The organism is Vibrio viridaestus, assembly GCF_003856525.1.
GTDB lineage: Bacteria > Pseudomonadota > Gammaproteobacteria > Enterobacterales > Vibrionaceae > Vibrio > Vibrio viridaestus.
The window spans coordinates 92237-109808 of sequence record NZ_RJVQ01000001.1 but is presented as its reverse complement, the minus strand read 5'-3'; the positions used below and the strand labels follow the sequence as shown (position 1 = coordinate 109808).

The 17572-nt window shown below is 42.1% G+C and carries 17 protein-coding genes and 1 riboswitch; of the genes, 10 read left to right on the top strand and 7 right to left on the bottom strand.

What is annotated here, in order from left to right:
- Positions 1-51: 51 nt before the first annotated feature.
- From betA to EES38_RS00490, 7 genes are all read right to left on the bottom strand, one after another.
- Positions 52-1716 (bottom strand): choline dehydrogenase, encoded by a 1665-nt coding sequence (gene betA, locus EES38_RS00520; RefSeq protein WP_124935218.1) that lies wholly within the window; start codon positions 1714-1716, stop codon positions 52-54.
- 63 nt (positions 1717-1779) lie between these two features.
- Positions 1780-2505: a FadR/GntR family transcriptional regulator gene (locus EES38_RS00515; RefSeq protein WP_124935217.1), complete on the bottom strand. Its 726-nt coding sequence runs from the start codon at positions 2503-2505 to the stop codon at positions 1780-1782.
- Positions 2506-2705: 200 nt separating this feature from the next.
- Entirely contained in the window at positions 2706-4172 is a 1467-nt protein-coding gene (aspA, locus tag EES38_RS00510; RefSeq protein ID WP_124935819.1) for an aspartate ammonia-lyase, read from the bottom strand.
- A 385-nt stretch (positions 4173-4557) separates the two neighbouring features.
- Positions 4558-4746, bottom strand: coding sequence for a hypothetical protein (locus tag EES38_RS00505; RefSeq protein WP_124935818.1), 189 nt, complete (start codon positions 4744-4746; stop codon positions 4558-4560).
- 130 nt (positions 4747-4876) lie between these two features.
- On the bottom strand, positions 4877-6484 hold the full coding sequence (locus EES38_RS00500) for a VRR-NUC domain-containing protein (protein WP_124935216.1): 1608 nt from the start codon (positions 6482-6484) through the stop codon (positions 4877-4879).
- A complete protein-coding gene (locus EES38_RS00495; RefSeq protein WP_124935215.1) occupies positions 6481-7341 on the bottom strand; it encodes a GHMP family kinase ATP-binding protein in 861 nt (286 codons plus the stop codon). Before EES38_RS00495 ends, EES38_RS00500 begins: the two co-directional genes overlap by 4 nt.
- Positions 7334-8413, bottom strand: a complete 1080-nt coding sequence (locus tag EES38_RS00490; RefSeq protein WP_124935214.1) for a pyridoxal phosphate-dependent aminotransferase — start codon at positions 8411-8413, stop codon at positions 7334-7336. Before EES38_RS00490 ends, EES38_RS00495 begins: the two co-directional genes overlap by 8 nt.
- 212 nt (positions 8414-8625) lie before the next feature.
- A riboswitch (cobalamin riboswitch) is annotated at positions 8626-8801 on the top strand.
- Positions 8802-8910: 109 nt separating this feature from the next.
- Here EES38_RS00490 and EES38_RS00485 point away from each other — a divergent pair.
- The 10 genes from EES38_RS00485 to cobK are packed head-to-tail and all read left to right on the top strand — an operon-like array spanning position 8911 to position 17565.
- The gene (locus EES38_RS00485; protein WP_124935213.1) at positions 8911-10284 is read left to right on the top strand and encodes a cobyrinic acid a,c-diamide synthase CobB; all 1374 of its coding nucleotides are present in this window, start codon (positions 8911-8913) and stop codon (positions 10282-10284) included.
- On the top strand, positions 10281-11225 hold the full coding sequence (gene cbiB / locus EES38_RS00480) for an adenosylcobinamide-phosphate synthase CbiB (protein WP_124935212.1): 945 nt from the start codon (positions 10281-10283) through the stop codon (positions 11223-11225). Before EES38_RS00485 ends, cbiB begins: the two co-directional genes overlap by 4 nt.
- A 33-nt stretch (positions 11226-11258) precedes the next feature.
- Positions 11259-11912, top strand: coding sequence for a cobalt-precorrin-8 methylmutase (locus EES38_RS00475; RefSeq protein WP_124935211.1), 654 nt, complete (start codon positions 11259-11261; stop codon positions 11910-11912).
- The gene (gene cbiD, locus EES38_RS00470) at positions 11899-13044 is read left to right on the top strand and encodes a cobalt-precorrin-5B (C(1))-methyltransferase CbiD (protein WP_208020379.1); all 1146 of its coding nucleotides are present in this window, start codon (positions 11899-11901) and stop codon (positions 13042-13044) included. Before EES38_RS00475 ends, cbiD begins: the two co-directional genes overlap by 14 nt.
- Positions 13041-13658, top strand: coding sequence for a precorrin-6y C5,15-methyltransferase (decarboxylating) subunit CbiE (gene cbiE, locus EES38_RS00465; RefSeq protein ID WP_124935209.1), 618 nt, complete (start codon positions 13041-13043; stop codon positions 13656-13658). Before cbiD ends, cbiE begins: the two co-directional genes overlap by 4 nt.
- Positions 13645-14223: a decarboxylating cobalt-precorrin-6B (C(15))-methyltransferase gene (locus EES38_RS00460; RefSeq protein WP_124935208.1), complete on the top strand. Its 579-nt coding sequence runs from the start codon at positions 13645-13647 to the stop codon at positions 14221-14223. Before cbiE ends, EES38_RS00460 begins: the two co-directional genes overlap by 14 nt.
- Positions 14210-14992 carry a cobalt-precorrin-4 methyltransferase gene (locus EES38_RS00455; RefSeq protein WP_124935207.1) on the top strand — a complete coding sequence of 261 codons (783 nt, stop codon included), beginning with the start codon at positions 14210-14212 and terminating at the stop codon, positions 14990-14992. The genes EES38_RS00460 and EES38_RS00455 overlap by 14 nt, the downstream gene beginning before the upstream one ends.
- Positions 14979-16052, top strand: coding sequence for a cobalt-precorrin 5A hydrolase (locus tag EES38_RS00450; protein WP_124935206.1), 1074 nt, complete (start codon positions 14979-14981; stop codon positions 16050-16052). Before EES38_RS00455 ends, EES38_RS00450 begins: the two co-directional genes overlap by 14 nt.
- The gene (locus tag EES38_RS00445) at positions 16052-16777 is read left to right on the top strand and encodes a precorrin-3B C(17)-methyltransferase (protein WP_124935205.1); all 726 of its coding nucleotides are present in this window, start codon (positions 16052-16054) and stop codon (positions 16775-16777) included. Before EES38_RS00450 ends, EES38_RS00445 begins: the two co-directional genes overlap by 1 nt.
- Positions 16774-17565, top strand: a complete 792-nt coding sequence (gene cobK / locus EES38_RS00440) for a precorrin-6A reductase (RefSeq protein ID WP_124935204.1) — start codon at positions 16774-16776, stop codon at positions 17563-17565. Before EES38_RS00445 ends, cobK begins: the two co-directional genes overlap by 4 nt.
- Positions 17566-17572 lie beyond the last annotated feature (7 nt).

Below are 17572 nucleotides of genomic sequence, written 5' to 3'. Positions count from 1 at the left end.
GAAAGCCAGCTATCTGTCAGCTGGCTAAGAGAGTTAAGTAAATTATGAGAATTAAGCTACACTTTTCACTTGTGGCGAGACATATCGATAGTATTCAGCGTCCTTAGCTGGTTCCATATAATTACCGAGGATAATATCAGCGGCCTTTTCAGCTACCATGATCGTTGGCGCATAGAGATTACCGTTCGTAATGGAAGGGAATACTGAAGCATCGACAACTCTTAGGTTATTGATCCCATGAACCTTGAGCTCAGCATCAACCACAGCCATATCGTCGTAGCCCATTTTACAAGTGCAGCTTGGATGGTAAGCACTTTCACCTTCACGAGCGACAAAGTCGAGTATTTCCTCATCAGTTTGCGCGCGGGGTCCAGGTGACAGTTCTTCTCCTCGTAAGTGGTCAAAAGCAGGCTGCTCGATAATGTTTCTCGACACTCTAATTGCTTCAACCCATTCACGTCTTTCTTGCTCTGTTGATAGGTAGTTAAATACGATTTCAGGCTTAGCTTCTGGATCAGATGAGCGGACTTTAACATGCCCACGAACGTCTGTGTTCATTGGCCCCACATGCAATTGGAAACCATGGCCATCATGAGGCGAAGAACCATCATAGCGTATTGCTAGTGGTAGAAAATGAAATTGAAGGTTAGGGTATTCGACTTCATCATTACTACGAGCAAATCCACCCGCTTCAAAATGATTTGTTGCTGCTTCACCTTTGCGCAGGAATAACCACTCTGCACCTATTTTGGGTTGATTGTACCACTTGAGCGCCGGATATTTACTCACAGGTTCTTTGCATTCGTACTGCACGTATAGTTCGAGGTGGTCCTGTAAATTTTCACCTACCCCTGGTAAATGATGAACGGTTTTAATGCCTGCGGCAGAAAGTTCTTCACTGTTACCAACACCTGAATGCTGTAAAAGTTTAGGGCTATTAATCGCACCACCACAAGAAATGACTTCTTTACCAAGAGCGGTTATTAATTTATTCCCTTTTTTGTACTCGACGCCTTTAGCTGTTTTCCCATCAAACAGTATTTTTTGTGTTTCAGCACCAGTGAGAACAGTAAGATTTTTTCTGTGCATTACTGGATGTAACCAAGCGCGAGCTGCGCTCATGCGACGTCCACGATAAATGTTTTGATCGAAAGTTCCGAAACCTTCCTGCTGATATCCGTTAACATCATCTGTTAAAGGATAACCTGCTTGTTGTGCCGCATCAAAAAAAGCTTGGAATAGCGGGTTATCACATTTCGCAGTCGACACGTTCAGTGGACCATTAGAACCATGATACTTATCTGCTCCAATTAGGCGGGTTTCGCATTTTCGGAAATAGGGGAGGCAATGAGCATAATCCCACTGCTCCATACCATCATTCTTCGCCCACTTTTCGTAGTCCATAGCATTACCACGAATATAAATCATGCCATTAATACTACTACTTCCCCCGAGTACTTTGCCTCGTGGATGGGCGATTTTTCGATCGTACATATATGGCTCTGGTTCAGACTCATAGAGCCAATTATAAGTACCGTCAGTAAGAAGGTAGGTCAGTGCTGCCGGCATATGAATACGAAAATCAAAACGATAATCTGGTTTGCCTGCTTCGAGTACGAGTACTTGATGTTCTGGGTTCGCGCTTAACCGGTTAGCTAAGACGCAACCAGCTGCACCAGCACCGACAATAATATAGTCGTAAGTTTGAGTTCCCATGTTGCCTCCGAATTAGTTGTGTATTTATTGTTGAGCTGTTGGAGGCTTTCTTTACTAATTTCTTTATTTTTCAATGCATTGAGAAAGTAATTGATAATGAAAACTAATCGATGATTGAATTTTTAATGGTTCTGAATTGAGCAGATGATTAACTGTCGTCCGCCAATTTTGTATTGTTAGTCTGCGGAATTCATCGTTCTGATATAACCTGAAGTCATGTGAACTGAATCCTTGTTGAAGTGCGTTAATAACCCAGTCAAAGATAGGGTTATCCGCCATACGTGCAATCTGAATATTAAGAGCCCGGTCTATTTCGCCCAGCAGATTCAGATTAATATTTTCGTCTTTGCCTGCGAGTTCGAGCTGTTCTATTAGCTCAATGAGTTTTTGTTTTTGTTGGTCAGTTGCTCTGGTCATGGCGAGTAATGCTATTTGGTGATCCACCGATTCACGAAACTCGGCAACTTTATCTGTGCTTACATGACTTTGCTTTAAAAATAACGCGAGTGACTCACTGATGTTTTTAACGTCAATATGTTTAACATACGCACCACCTGTTTTGCCTTTACGAATTTCGATAAGACCTTTTTGCTTAAGTGCCTGTATTGCTTCGCGAATGACACCTCGCCCAGTAGCAAACTGCGTTTGTAACTCGCGTTCGCTTGGTAAACCATCGCCAGGTTTGAGTGTTTCCGACATAATTGCCGACTCTATTTGTAGAGCGATGTCTTCACTTGCGAGTCCAACTTTCGCTGGTTTAAACAAAAAATTTTTATCTAATTCCGTCATGTAGCAATCAAAACATACTTAATGGTAATACCAAAATAACATTAAAGTTCAGTTATTGGCAAATTAAATGTGATTTACAGTGTGAATTATATCTAATGGTAGTACCAAATAGTGGCATTACTCTTACATATTAAAAACAGGAATTAAAAAGACCGACGGACGTCGGTCTTGAATTAGTTACGATAGTAAGGACAAGTTACTTAAAGGTAGCGTTTAGCGTTGTATGTAGGATGCATGAAGTTTTCTGTATTTAAGATCTCGGACAATTGATCTTCAGAAAGTAAGCCACGTTCCAAAACAACATCACGGACACTTTTACCTGTTTCAGCACAAATTTTTCCAACAATATCACCCTGATGATGACCAATGTACGGATTTAAATAGGTTACGATACCGATTGAGTTGTAAACGTAGTTCTCACATACTTCTTTGTTGACAGTAATACCATTGATGCATTTATCACGTAATGACGTACAAGCGTTGGACAATAGAGATATTGACTCGAACATACATTGTGCGATAACAGGCTCCATGACGTTTAACTGGAGTTGGCCACCTTCTGCGGCGAATGATACTGTCGTGTCGTTACCCACTACTTTAAAACAAACTTGGTTCACAACTTCAGGCAGCACCGGATTAACTTTTGCAGGCATAATAGATGAACCTGCTTGCAATTCGGGTAGGTTGATTTCATTAAGACCCGCTCTTGGACCAGAGGACAGTAGCCTTAAATCATTGCATATCTTAGAAAGTTTAACGGCAAGTCGTTTTAATGCCCCGTGAGCCATGACATAAGCACCGCAGTCGGAAGTTGCTTCGATTAAATCTTCCGCAGGAGTTACCTCTAGGCCGGTAACTTCGGCAAGATAACTAACCGCAAGAGCCTGATAGCCGGGAGCTGTGTTTAAACCAGTTCCAATTGCTGTTGCACCGAGGTTAACCTCCAGTAGCAGTTTGGCAATGTAGTCTAGGTTTTTAATCTCTTCTTTCAGAGTGACATCCCAAGCATGGAACTCTTGACCTACAGACATTGGTACTGCGTCTTGAAGTTGAGTACGACCCATTTTGAGAACATCAGCAAACTGCTCAGCCTTTGCGGCAAAGCCTTCTCTTAAATACTGAATTGTGGAGACAAGTTGGAGAATACTGTTATACACCGCGATTCGAAAACCTGTAGGGTATGCACAGTTAGTTGATTGGCTTTTATTAACATGATCATTCGGGTTCACATAACTGTATTCACCCTTAGGTTTGCCAACGAGTTCCAACGCGAGGTTGGCAATCACTTCGTTGGTGTTCATATTGATCGATGTACCTGCTCCACCTTGATAGGCATCAGTAGGGAACTGATCAAAACACTTGCCAGTTTCAAGCATTACATCACAGGCTCGAATAATAAGGTCTGCGATGTGGCTTGGGATGACACCCAGTTTTCTGTTGGCTAAAGCGGCTGCTTTTTTTGTCATCACCATTCCACGCACCATCTCAGGTACATCAGATACCTTTTGCTGCGAGATAGTGAAGTTTTCTAGCGCTCTTAATGTATGAATTCCATAGTAAGCGTTAGCTGGCACATGCCTTTCACCCAGTAAGTCTTCTTCAATACGCGTAGCGCGAGTTTGTTCAACTGTTAAATTTGACGTTGATACGTTAGATAGCTCAGCCATCATTTTGTAGGTTCCTTGCATCTTTATGAGAATAACATTTGTCTTTATTAGTAGTTATCGACGTATTTATGTTTAAAGAAACCCGTTCTCTAGGCATTTCGTCGGCAAACTGGCCGGCGGAAGCCCGTATACTAACTCATAAATTTAGTAAGATCTTTATATTTTTTATTGCTATATCGCCAAATTTATATTTTAAATTCTGGTTAAACGTTTGCTAATTAAATAATATTTAAATAATGTCGCATTTATACAATGATTTGTTAATTTGATTTTACTAAGGACGATATTCTTAAAAATTTTTCAATTAAAAAATTAAAAAAAAATTTAAAAATAAAGGAGAGCGAGCTGCTCTCCTAAAAAGTAATTTGTGTTTGACACCAAGTGGTTATCGCCAGTCATCTTCCATAAAAGGGTTTCCTTCTGGTGCATAAGGATCACTTTCTCTCGGATGACCAAGCTGCTCTCTTATCACCTCAAGTTGTCGCTCAAGCGAATTAACTTTCTGAAAGTCACCTTCTGAGCAGGCGATATAAATTTGTCTTTCAAGCGAGTCAATACGATCTTTAATTGTCATCATATCGGACCTCCTTCTCTACATCACATCGTATTACGTTTGTTCTGTGCTTCAATGTTAGTGTAGACAAAAAATTCGGATTTTCTAACACCAAGAGGGCTGGTTAATTAAGACATAATGAAGTGTCGACTTATCCTACTGAGTTAACGTAGTAAACCTCATAAGGAATATTTAATACTTCGAAATGAGCTAACCATCGCCATTGAGAATCATGAAGCTTATCGCCTGGACCTTTAACCTCGATCCACTTCCACTCGTTATCTTTAAAGGCGATTAAATCGGGTTGACCTTTTCTATAGGCTGACAGGTCGGTTAGCATTAGCTTGAACAGTGAGATTAATTGGTCTCTGTCTACCGACGCTATGACTAAGTCGATGATCTCGGTATTCATTAAATCCCAGTGAACAAAAGGATTAGCCACACCAAACTTTTGCGAAAATACTTCTTTTAGGTGATGTATTCCCTCACTTTGGATATGTTCAAGCGTGTTGTGAATGAGCTCTTTCCTCTTTGCTGCAAAGTCGTGATGGTATAGGTCGAGAGGGCGGCTCTGGTACGCGTTAATAAACACGTTCGGAATTGGAGCAAAGATGACATCCCAAAAAGCTAACCCGAACAGACCATTAAGAAAATGATTTTCAAGATAGTATGCTGACCATCCATGGTGCTCGAAATAGGCTTTTACGGCAAATTCTACTCGATTGTTGGATAAGTCTAATTGAATCGTGCAGGCGTTTTGCGCAGGTTTTTTATTGTTTGGAACTCGCACGCCGAGCTTTCTTTTGATCTGGGTTGCTAGACGCTTTGCTACTTCTTTCTCATTGACGTCTAATGGAGCGATCAACATGGATTCAACGGTACGTTGTGCAATTTCTAGTTCATTATTTCTAATGTGAATTCTTGTCTGGCGCTCTCTTGTTGGTGTTTGTTGAGTTTTTTGATACCAACTCAAGGCGAGTGAGTCATCGTTTTTCCGCTCCAAGTCACGAGCAAGAGTATTGATGAGTTTCTGCCGTTTACGTTCTATATGGAGATGCTGAGAAGGCGAAGGGACGGAGCCAAGCATTTCCGCTAGCTTATCGACAGTCACGTCAGTCATCTCCCAATATTGATTGGCGATCGTTTGCAATTGGAGTAAGTCTTCTATCTCATGGCGGTTGGAAAAAAAACGGTGAGATGAATCAAAAGGATAAGTTTCAAATAAATGAATGCCTAATTGCTCGGTTACGAACTGTGAGAAGTCTTGGCGACTATTACCGAAGAAAAGAATACACATCTCATTCAAAATAGGCTCATGTTGTAAATATATAATATTGAATGGGTAGTGGGTTGGATTGACAATGTCATCCGATGCTACTGCTTCTATTAGGTCATCCTTCTTAAGGGATTTTTGCAGCTGTGGAAATTGTTTGTGTATTTCCGGTTTTGTGAGTAATGCTCGGCAGAGTTCTTGTGAGGTGATTTTGGGGTTTATTGTGATAAAGCCGAGTTTGTCCAGTGCCATGAGGCTATCTTGAAGATTTGGTATTTCTGCATAATTTAGCTTATCACTACGAAACCAGCATCCCTTACGCATTAATAGCCGAACTACCAGGCACTGCTGTTCAATATTTAATTGGTGGTAGCGTTGAATCCACTGTGTCGTTTCTTCTGTTAGTAAATCTGAGTACCAACCAGTTGCGTGACTCACTAAGCGGTTGAAATTCGATAGATAGTAGTCTTGATCTAGCGTGATCAACTTACTCCTCCTTCGACCATATTGGCTAACCGTTGTATTGGATAGGTCGTTAAAACCTGCTCCTGATCCAATTTGCTCAACACTGAATGGATATTATGAAGTTGTTTGTTGTAAAGAAGACCAACGATGCTTCCACTGTGCGCGATACAGCATCCGTATAGTCCAAATTGTTCACTGATATTAATAATACTTTCTAGCATTGGCTTATTTAATATTGCCTGATTGGCTCTTGCGCTGATGGTTGCAGCCCTACCAATCATAAAGGGCTTATTCCGTAGAGCACCATGACTAAATGTTGTAAATGACTCTTGCAATAACGGCGCTGCGTTGACTAGCGGAAACGAGCGATCTATCTGGTGGAAATCTTTAGTGAGTAGAGTTGTAGAGGGCTCTAAAATGAGTACGGATGGTAGCTCGGTAAGATGAAATTGCTCAGATAAGATCCCGCGATTATGATCAAATAATGCCAAACCGGTGAACATGACACTGTCACTTGGTTCAATTGCTGTAGCGAGTGTGGCGATTTCTTCATCTTTGATTGGATTATTTAAATAGCGGGACAGTGCTTTAATCGTTGCACATATATCAGCAGTGCTACTTGCGTATCCTTTACCAATCGGTAAATCAGACGTGTGCTCAACACATAACCCATCTCGATACTCTGAAGGCAGATTAAAAAAGGCCAGTGTGCTTAACAACGCTTCTTCGATTCTAGGCATGACGGGAAAAGTCTGAACACCGCTTTTAATCCGGACTGTTGAGTAGAGATCAATCGGACATGAAATAAGCTTTTCGCTTCCCTGTATCCATCCCTGTAATAATTCACCGCATGTGCCGGGATATTTCGCCTCAGCCAAGATGAAATACCTTAGATAAACATTCTATGAGTCGCTCATTGTCCTGATGAGATTTAATAGCGACACGGTAAAACTGCGTATCGAGACCGATATAATTCGCGCAACTTCGAATAAGAATATTGTGATTGAGTAGTTCTGTCTGAAGATCGATTCCTAAAGAGTTAACTTTAAAAAATATATAGTTAGCAGAGGGAGACCACACTTTTAATTGGCTAAACCTTTTCAAGGCTTCAAATAGATAATGTTGTTCATCAGCCAACCATACCAAAGTATTGGTGTGATATTCTTGATCGTCAAATAGGTACTGTCCCGCGATAGAGGCAAATACATTGATCGACCAAGGTCGCTGGCGCATTTTCATTTGCTTTACTAATCCAAGGTCAGAACTGACGAGGTAGCCAAGTCGTATTCCCGGCATCGAATAAAACTTAGTCAGTGAATACAGTAGGCTTATGTTGGGATAGTTTACCATCAGATCTCGTCTTGAGTGATGTTCACCAGCAAAATCCATAAAAGACTCATCTAACATGATCTTGATATCTAACGTCTCAGCAATCTTTACGATCTCCGACAGCAGTTCTCTATCAATGAGCTGCCCTGTGGGGTTATTGGGCATGCAGATAAACATACAATCGATATCTTTTGTTAATAACTGAAGTACGTCTTGAGTGAGCTGAAAATCGTTTTCTTCTAATAGGATATGCGTGACTATTTCACAGTCTATCTGTTCTAGCGCACGTCGATATTCACCAAAACTAGGCTCAATTAAAAGCGCTTTACTAGGGGCCTGTGCCGCCACCCATTCATATATTAGCTCTGTAGCGCCATTGCCGACCGCAATATGCTCTAGAGTCACATTGATATGATGAGAAATGGCGGTATACAAATCAAAGTAATCGATGTCGGGATATCGTTCCGATTCATCAATTTTCGTTATCAACGCATTTTTAACGATGTTAGAAAGCCCCAATGGATTAATGTTGGCGCTAAAATCGACGATATCTTCCTCTTTTTTCCCTAAAATTTGCGCTACTTGACGTGTATTTCCGCCATGTTGACCACTCTTCATCATTATCGAGTCCTTAAATCCTGGCTATAAACTCTTTGAAAAACTGAATTGATAACATTGAGTTACCAATTTTGATATCTAAGTTTGTGGTAAAGAATTGTAAATGTATTTTTGTATGATTCAGATTACCTGATTGATACCGATATTAGAAACAGAATAACTTCATTCTAAACACATATTTATCGGGCGATTAGCCTATGTTATTGTCCATAACATAACAATCAATTTATGACGACGCATCAACGAATCGTTGATAGGAAGAGAGGTGCAATTCCTCAGCAGCCCCCGCTGCTGTGATGCTGACGAGTCTATGATAGCCACTGTTCAATGAATGGGAAGGCGTAGATGAGAATGACGCTAAGCCAGAATACGGTCTCATAAATTACCCGAAATTTCGGTGGGAAATTGTTGGGAAGCCATATCTTTGCTGTAGCCCTACGGCATGGTACTGCTTTCCTGATTACTCACCATTAATTATAAGAATGAAGAGTAAGTAAAGAATGAAAGCAATCTTAATTGGCGGTACGAACAGTGGAAGTGGTAAAACGACAATGACGCTTGGAATCTTAAAAGCGTTGAGCCGTAGGGGTCTAGCTGTTCAGCCTTTCAAAGTTGGTCCTGATTATATTGACACATCATGGCACACCCATGTCTGTGGCGTGAAATCGCGCAACTTAGATGCATTTATGGTTCCTGAAGAGCAACTATTTAATTCGTTTTACCATCATGCTCAACAGGCAGATATATGCGTAATTGAAGGTGTAATGGGATTATACGATGGCTATGGCACCGATCCTCATTACTGTAGCAGTGCTGGAATGGCAACTGCGCTGGGATGTCCTGTCATTCTGACTCTTGATGGGCGCGCTGTATCCACGTCGGCTGCTGCAACGGTTCTAGGGTTTCAAAAAATGGATCCCAATCTTAATATCGCGGGCATTCTGCTAAACAACGTTACCACTGAAGGGCATTTCGAGCTGATCAAAACGGCGATTGAAAAGTATTGCCAAATACCTGTTATAGGTCGCTTACCAAAACTACCGGATATCGAACTACCTTCTCGTCATCTTGGTCTCGTCACTGCAGTGGAGCAGGATAAATACAATGAAAAGTGGGAGCTATTAGCTGATGAGGTCGAGAAATATATAGATATTGATAAGTTACTTGATGTTGCGAAGTTGAAAATACATGAATCTAGTGCTTCTCACGTGCCAGAAATTATTTCTGATCAAGGAAAAGGACTGACACTTGCGTTAGCGTATGACGAAGCGTTCAACTTTTACTATGAAGATAACCTCGAATTTTTAGAAGCAACTGGGGTAGAAATCAAAAAGTTTAGTCCGTTAAAAGATAGCCATCTACCAGATGCGGATATGATTTATTTGGGCGGTGGGTATCCTGAAATCTATGCGGAACAATTGGCAAAAAATGTTTCCTTGCTTCAAGCGATCAAATCGGCGCATGAATCCGGAAAAGCGATTTTCGCTGAATGTGGTGGGCTAATGTACTTAGGTAGCACCATAGAAGATGAATCGGGTCTTCAGCATAAAATGTGTGACATTTTACCGGGTAAAAGTTTTATGACAAAAGCACTTAAACGCTTTGGTTATTGTACGGCTCAAGCCAATCATGACAATGTATTGATGAAAGTCGGTCAACAAATTCGTGGGCATGAATTCCACTATTCAGATTTTGATAGTGAACTTGAGCCAGCACTTACGTTTACCAAGGAAAGAGATGGTGTTGAGTTGAGCCGTTGGTCTGGTGGTTATCAAGTCGGAAATACCTTTGCTAGCTATTTACACATACATTTTGGGCAGAATCCACAATTGATTCTCAACTGGTTTGCAACAGCCAGAGGAACAAAGAGGTGAGTTCACTCTTATTTATCATGGCTTACCTGATTGATTTGATGTTGGGTGACCCAATGAACTGGCCTCATCCTATTCGATGGATAGGAAATAGCATTAGTGCGGTTGAAAGGCGTTTACGCGAATTATTTGCTAAAGCATCAGAGCTTTACTTTGCTGGCTTATTGTTGTGGCTCGTTATAGTTGGTGGTAGTTACGTGGTAACGCTGGCTGTAATTTGGTTAGCGTATTCAATGTCGGATGTGTTGGGCTTTTTACTTCAGCTTTGGTTGGCGTATACCGTCTTAGCGACGAAGTGCTTGAGTGATAGTGCCAAATTAGTCTATGACGCGCTAGTTTCGGGTGATATAGAGCAGAGTCGACTAAAACTGTCTTACATTGTTGGTCGAGATACTACTCAGCTCAATGAAAAGCAGATTTCCAGAGCGGTAGTGGAAACGGTGGCTGAAAACACGGTAGATGGTGTCATTGCTCCACTGTTCTATTTGTTTATTGGCGGGGTTCCTTTGGCGATGGCGTATAAAGCGGTGAATACGCTTGATTCAATGGTGGGCTATAAAAATGAGAAGTATGGAGAAATCGGTTACTTCTCAGCACGACTTGATGATGCCGCGAATTACATCCCGGCCAGACTCAGTTGGCTGTGTTTTACGTTAGCCGCTAAATTGATTAATTGTAATGCAAGGCAGGCATTTAAGATCGGATGGCGCGATAGAAACAATCATAAAAGTCCTAACTGTGCCTGGTCTGAAGGTGCGGTGGCAGGGGCTTTAGGCATCCGACTCGGTGGACCTAATGTCTATTTCGGCAAACTCGTAGAGAAACCTTGGATTGGTGATGATGTCCGAGAAATACATTATCAAGATATTCTTACCACGATTCGGTTAATGTACATTGCTTCTGCAATAGCATTATTCATATTTTGTTTATGTTACTGGCTATAGGTATGTAAGTAACATTTAGGAGAAGGAAGACTCATGGAATACGTAAAACAACCGCAGAAAATTGAAGAGAAAAGCTTCGATATAATCTCCGAAATATTACGCCATGAGTATCCTGAACATGAATTTAGCTCACCACTTGAAGAACTGATCACGAAACGTGTTATCCACACTACGGCGGATTTTGAATGGCTTAACTTACTTCGCTTCTCGATATCAGGATTAGAGACTATCTGCGATATCATTCAGTCTGGTGGCAATATTTATACAGATACCACAATGGCATTGTCCGGTATTAATAAACGTTACTTAGCCACATTGAATTGTGATCCTAGGTGCTATATCGCAGAAACCAATGTCGCAGCTATAGCAAAAGAGAAGAATATCACCCGCTCTATGGCGGCTGTCGATCGCGCATTGACCGAAGGGGGCGATAAAATATTTGTATTTGGCAATGCTCCAACGGCGTTGTTCCGGCTTTTGGAAAATGAAAACAGCGTCAAGGGTCGTATAGCCGTGATTGGCGTACCGGTGGGGTTTGTTGGCGCTGCAGAATCTAAACAAGCGTTGTATGAAAGTGATTTACCCTATGTAACCGCATTGGGTAGAAAAGGTGGAAGTAACGTCGCAGCCGCTATCGTCAATGCGATTCAGTATTACCTGCGAGACAATGCTGATGAGCAAAACTAGTGAAATCAATCTAGAACCCGTCTGGCAGAAAGGTAAATGTTATAGAAAAGGGTTCACTACGGGCACGTGCGCTACCGCGGCAGCCAAAGTCGCGAGTTTGATGATCTTACAACAGCAAGTCATTCATCAGGTTTCTGTAGATACACCTGCTGGGATTAAGTTGAACCTTTCCGTTGAAACACCCATGGTGACAGGTAAGGACTCTGCTGTTGCCGCAATAAAAAAAGATGGCGGAGATGATGTCGATGCGACTCACGGCATGCTCATTTTTGCACGGGTTGAAATGCGGCAAGATAACCTGATTCAAATTAAGGGCGGCGAAGGTATTGGGCGCGTAACCAAGCCAGGAATCGGTCTCCCACTTGGTGAAGCGGCGATAAATAAAACGCCTAGACAGACCATAGAACAAGCGGTGAGAGAAGTCATAGGGCCGCTAAGAGGGGCAGATATAGAAATATTCGCTCCTGAAGGACAAGAACGCGCAAAAAAAACGTTCAATGGTCGTCTCGGAATCGAAGGGGGCATTTCAGTTATTGGTACGACTGGTATCGTGACGCCGATGTCGGAAGATAGCTGGAAACGTTCGTTATCTATTGAGTTACAACAAAAAAGAGAAATGGGTAGTAATCAGGTGATTTTAGTTCCTGGTAACTATGGCGCTCGATTTGTTTCGGAAAAACTCCATTTGTCATCTCATCATGTGGTAACGATGAGTAACTTTGTCGGATTTATGCTGCAAGAGGCTGAACGTTTACAGTTTCGTCATTTATTACTTGCAGGCCATGTTGGAAAATTAATTAAAGTGGCTGCGGGGGTATTTCATACACATTCTCACGTCGCTGATGCGCGGATGGAAACGTTAGTCGCCCATCTGGCCTTATTAGGTATGGGACAACAAGAGCTAAAGAAAGTGTACTGCAGCAACACGACAGAAGAAGCGATTATTCTTATTAAACAGTTTGGTTTTGAGCGGGTGTATGAACAGATCGCCCAATCTATTGTCGAGCGAATTAATACAATGATGCGCTATGCCAAGAATTCATTTACATGTGATGTTGTATTGTTCTCTATGGATAACACCATTCTTGGTTCAAATCGGAATGTTGATGCAATTACAGGAGAGTTCAAATGATTCAGGTGGTGGGGATTGGCCCTGGAAATAAGGATTTGTTAACACCTCAGGCTCACAATGTAATACAAGATGCGGATTTTTTGTTTGGCTGGAATCGGGCTTTGTCATTATTTGAAGATACACATGCAGATAAGATTGAAATTGGTTGTGATCTTGTCAATTTAATAGGGCTGTTAAAAAAACATAACGACAGTAAGTGTGTTGTTCTTGCTTCAGGCGACCCTTTGTTATTTGGAATTGGAAAGAAGATTGGAGAGGAATTCGGTCGACAAAATGTTGAGTTCATTAGCGGAATAAGTTCCGTTCAATACTTCTTCAGCCGTATCGGGTTGGATATGAATGATATCTACATAACCAGTTGTCACGGGCAAGTTCCAAATTATGATTTCATAGCAAGATTAGACAAAGTTGCGTTAGTCACAGACAAGTTCAATAGCCCATATAAAATAGCGCAAGAAATGCTATCACGTGGTGTGAATTGCACTATGTACGTTGGAGAAAACCTCGCTTATCCAGAGGAGTGTATTGAAACCTATCAATTGTCGCACGCTCTTCCTCCTAAAGATAAGAACTATCAGTTAAATGTTGTGGTACTGAAAAATGAAAGACAGTGAATTTATCAGGGTAGATAAAGTCCCTATGACTAAACAGGAAGTTCGTTCCGTCTCTATCGACCGGCTAGAACTTCAACATGCACGAAAATTCTTAGATATAGGTGCGGGGACGGGAAGCGTAGGGATAGAAGCCGCAGTTCGCTACCCTAATTTACATGTACTCGCGATAGAGCGAAATAACAGTGCTGTTGATGCGATAAAAGCAAACTGTCAGAAATTTGATTGTTCAGAAAGAGTTCGAATTATTCCTCATGAAGCACCATGCGAAATTTCAGGAAAAGTGGACGCTGCGTTTATCGGTGGCAGTGGAGGTAATCTTGTTGACATCATAGACTGGGCATTTTCTCAGTTAATCCCACGTGGTCGTCTGGTGTTAAACTTTATTCTTCAGGAAAATCTTCAGGAAGCACTCAAGCACCTTGAAAGTAAAAACGTCGAAGAACTTGTTTGTACTCAATTACTCGTATCGACAATGACGAACCTTGGGGATGGTAGTTATTTCAAACCGAATAACCCGACATTTATACTTTCGTGCAAAAAGGGAGTCGAGCATGCAACGAGTTAAACACGAGGGGGCGATTGATAAGTCGCTTGTTTATTTCGTAGGAGCTGGACCAGGCGATCCTGAGCTATTAACTCTTAAAGGGCATCGATACCTCTCTCAGGCTGACATTGTTATTTATGCTGGCTCGTTAGTGAACCCTGAGTTGCTTCATTATTGTAAAGAGGAAGCAGTTTGCATTGATAGTGCACCATTAAATCTAGGACAGATCTTGGAAATAATGGAACAGGGAATTAAAGGAGAGAAGTTAGTCATTCGTCTGCAGACCGGAGATTTGTCGCTATATGGTTCTATCCGCGAGCAGGGAGAAGAGTTAGAGAAAAGGGGAATTGGGTTTCGCTCGATTGCTGGTGTCAGTTCCTTTCTTGGCGCAGCGGCAGAATTAGGGGTGGAATATACTGTCCCGGAAGTAGCGCAAAGCTTAATTATTACGAGAATGGCTGGTCGCACTCCGACTCCAGAACTGGAAAATCTTGCTTCTTTTGCTCGTCATCAGACTTCAATGGCTATCTTTCTTTCCGTTCAAGGTATCGAAAAAGTGGTTGAACAACTAATACAGGGCGGATATGACGTAAGCACGCCTGCCGCTGTCGTCTACAAGGCAACTTGGCCTGACTGCCAAAAGTTGGACGGTACGCTAGAAACCATTGTGGAAAAGGTAAAGAGCGCGAATATTAATAAAACAGCGCTTATACTTGTAGGTAAGTTTCTTGGTAAAGAATACCATTATTCAAAGCTTTATGATGCGGAGTTCAGCCATGAGTATAGATAAAAAAGATACAACGTCACTTTTCTGTTTAACTCCAGGGGGGATGGATCTCGCAAAACGTATACGCCAGTTTCAGCCAGTAAAGGCTTTTTGCCCAAAGAAGTATGTTGAAGCTGGATTCAACGCATTTGAAGAAAGCTTTGCACAAACGATAACGGATAGATTTCGTCAGGATAAAGCGCTTATCGTTATTGGTGCGACAGGTATTGTTGTTCGGGTTCTCGCGCCATACTTAACCGATAAATTCCACGATCCGGCAGTGATTGTTATCGATGAAAAAGGTCAAAATGTCATTAGTCTGCTTTCAGGACATATCGGAGGAGCGAATGAACTGACTCGTTACCTCGCTGCCGCTTTAAATGCTAATCCCGTTATTACAACGGCAACGGATGTAAACGAAGTCAGTGCACTGGATTCATTAAGCAAAGAAATGAAAGCTGAGTTGCAGACCCCTCGAGACAGTGTAAAAACGATTAATCAACTACTTGTCAGCCATAAGAAAGTAGGGCTTTACGTCGACCCCCAGTTATCTAACTTAACCTCGTTTGATATATCTGTGTTTGATACCAAGGGCTTTATCAAGCTTGGCCATTTAGAAAAGAAGCCAGTGGACCTCGCTGCGATGGTTTACGTGAGTATTTTTACGACGGATCCTTATTGGCCAGTCCCAGTTCATCGGCTCATACCAAAGAGAGTAGTCCTTGGAATAGGGTGCCGAAGGGGCATAGATAGTCGCGTGTTATCGTTGATGGTAAGAACGAAGCTTGAAGCACTACATATTGAGCCTCTTGCCGTTGCGCAGATAGGTACGATCGATATCAAAGGGGATGAAAGAGCTTTGCTTGATTTAGCAGATGAGTATCGTATTGAAGAACTCGATTTATTTGCTGCCCAAGAGCTGCATGATTGTGCTGCTCACTTTCCTTCATCACCGTTTGTTGAGAAGACCGTCGGAGTGGGATCCGTTTCTCAGCCTGTCGCGTGGCTATTAAGTCAGGGGCATATTATCGGCGAAACAACTAAGCAAAATGGAATCACAATTACGGTAGGAGTTTCACAGTAATGCTATACATCATAGGAATAGGACCTGGTGGTGAAGAAATGATGACTGTACAAGCTCTTGAGGCAATAGAGCAATGTGAAGTGATCGTTGGTTACAAAACTTATACCCATTTAGTTAAAAATTTGGTCGGTGATAAACACGTAATCAAAACGGGGATGTGTAAAGAGCTCGAGCGCTGCCAGGCCGCGATTGAATTAGCTCAATCCGGAAAAAACGTCGCTTTAATCAGTAGTGGGGACGCTGGTATTTACGGGATGGCCGGTCTCATTCTCGAGTTAAAAACCAAGCAGGACGTGGCAGTTGAGGTCAAATTAATCCCTGGAATGACAGCCAGTATTGCCGCCGCATCTGCTCTTGGTGCGCCACTAATGCATGATTTTTGCCACATCAGCTTAAGTGATTTATTGACGCCGTGGGACGTGATTGAGAAACGTATCGCCGCAGCAGCGCAGGCTGACTTTGTCATCTGTTTTTATAATCCGCGTTCTCGCGGTCGTGAAGGCCACCTTGCGAAAGCATTTGAGCTCATGTCGCCCTATAAAGCAGGCTCAACGCCTGTCGGGATTGTTAGAGAGGCCGGACGCAGAAAAGAAGAAAAATGGATCACGACACTGGATGAAATGGATTTTTCGCTTGTTGATATGAGAACGATGGTCATCGTGGGAAATCAGTCTACGTATGTAAAAGATAACCTTATGGTTACCCCCAGAGGTTATAACGTATGACTATAACGAGAGTCGCCGTCTTTGGTGGTACGTCTGACTCAAATACGCTTTGCACATGGTTAAGGAAAAAGAACATCCCCTTTGAGCTCAGTGTCGCGACAGATTCTGGGAAAGAAATGGCTCAACGTGTGACGTCTGATTTTCGCATAGGAAGGCTTGGGCCTGCTGCTATGATTGAATGGTTGAAACGAGGACAATTTTCATTAGTGATTGATGCTTCTCATCCCTATGCTATGGAGCTGCACAAAACAATCGTTACCGCTTCTCAGGCGATGGGCTTGCCGACTATCAGACTGGAACGCTCTAGTGATATCAGTGATGAAATTCAAAAGGCGGCCAATGTGTATTGGGTAAATAGTCCTGAGCAGGCCTGTGAACTTGCAAATCAACTTCATTGTCGCAGCATTTTGCTGACGACTGGCAGCAAAGATCTTAAGTTATATCGAAATTCGTTACAGTGTAACAAGCTGTATGCTCGAGTATTACCGAATACCGTAGCGGTTGAACTGTGTGCGAATGTAGGATTTTCTCTTGATGAAATTATTGCGCTAAAAGGTCCATTCAGCCAGTCATTTAATGCCGCGCTATATCAGGAGTTAGGTATAGAGTTGGTTATTACCAAAGAGTCTGGCCAGGCAGGAGGATTTGTAGAAAAAGTGACTGCGAGTATCGACTCTGGAGTGTTATGCATTGTGATTCGACGTCCGCAACAAGATGCTCTTGTATATGACTATACCGTCTTCGAATGTAATGAACTTGAGTCGATAGTTACAAAATATATAAATTAAGGGGATT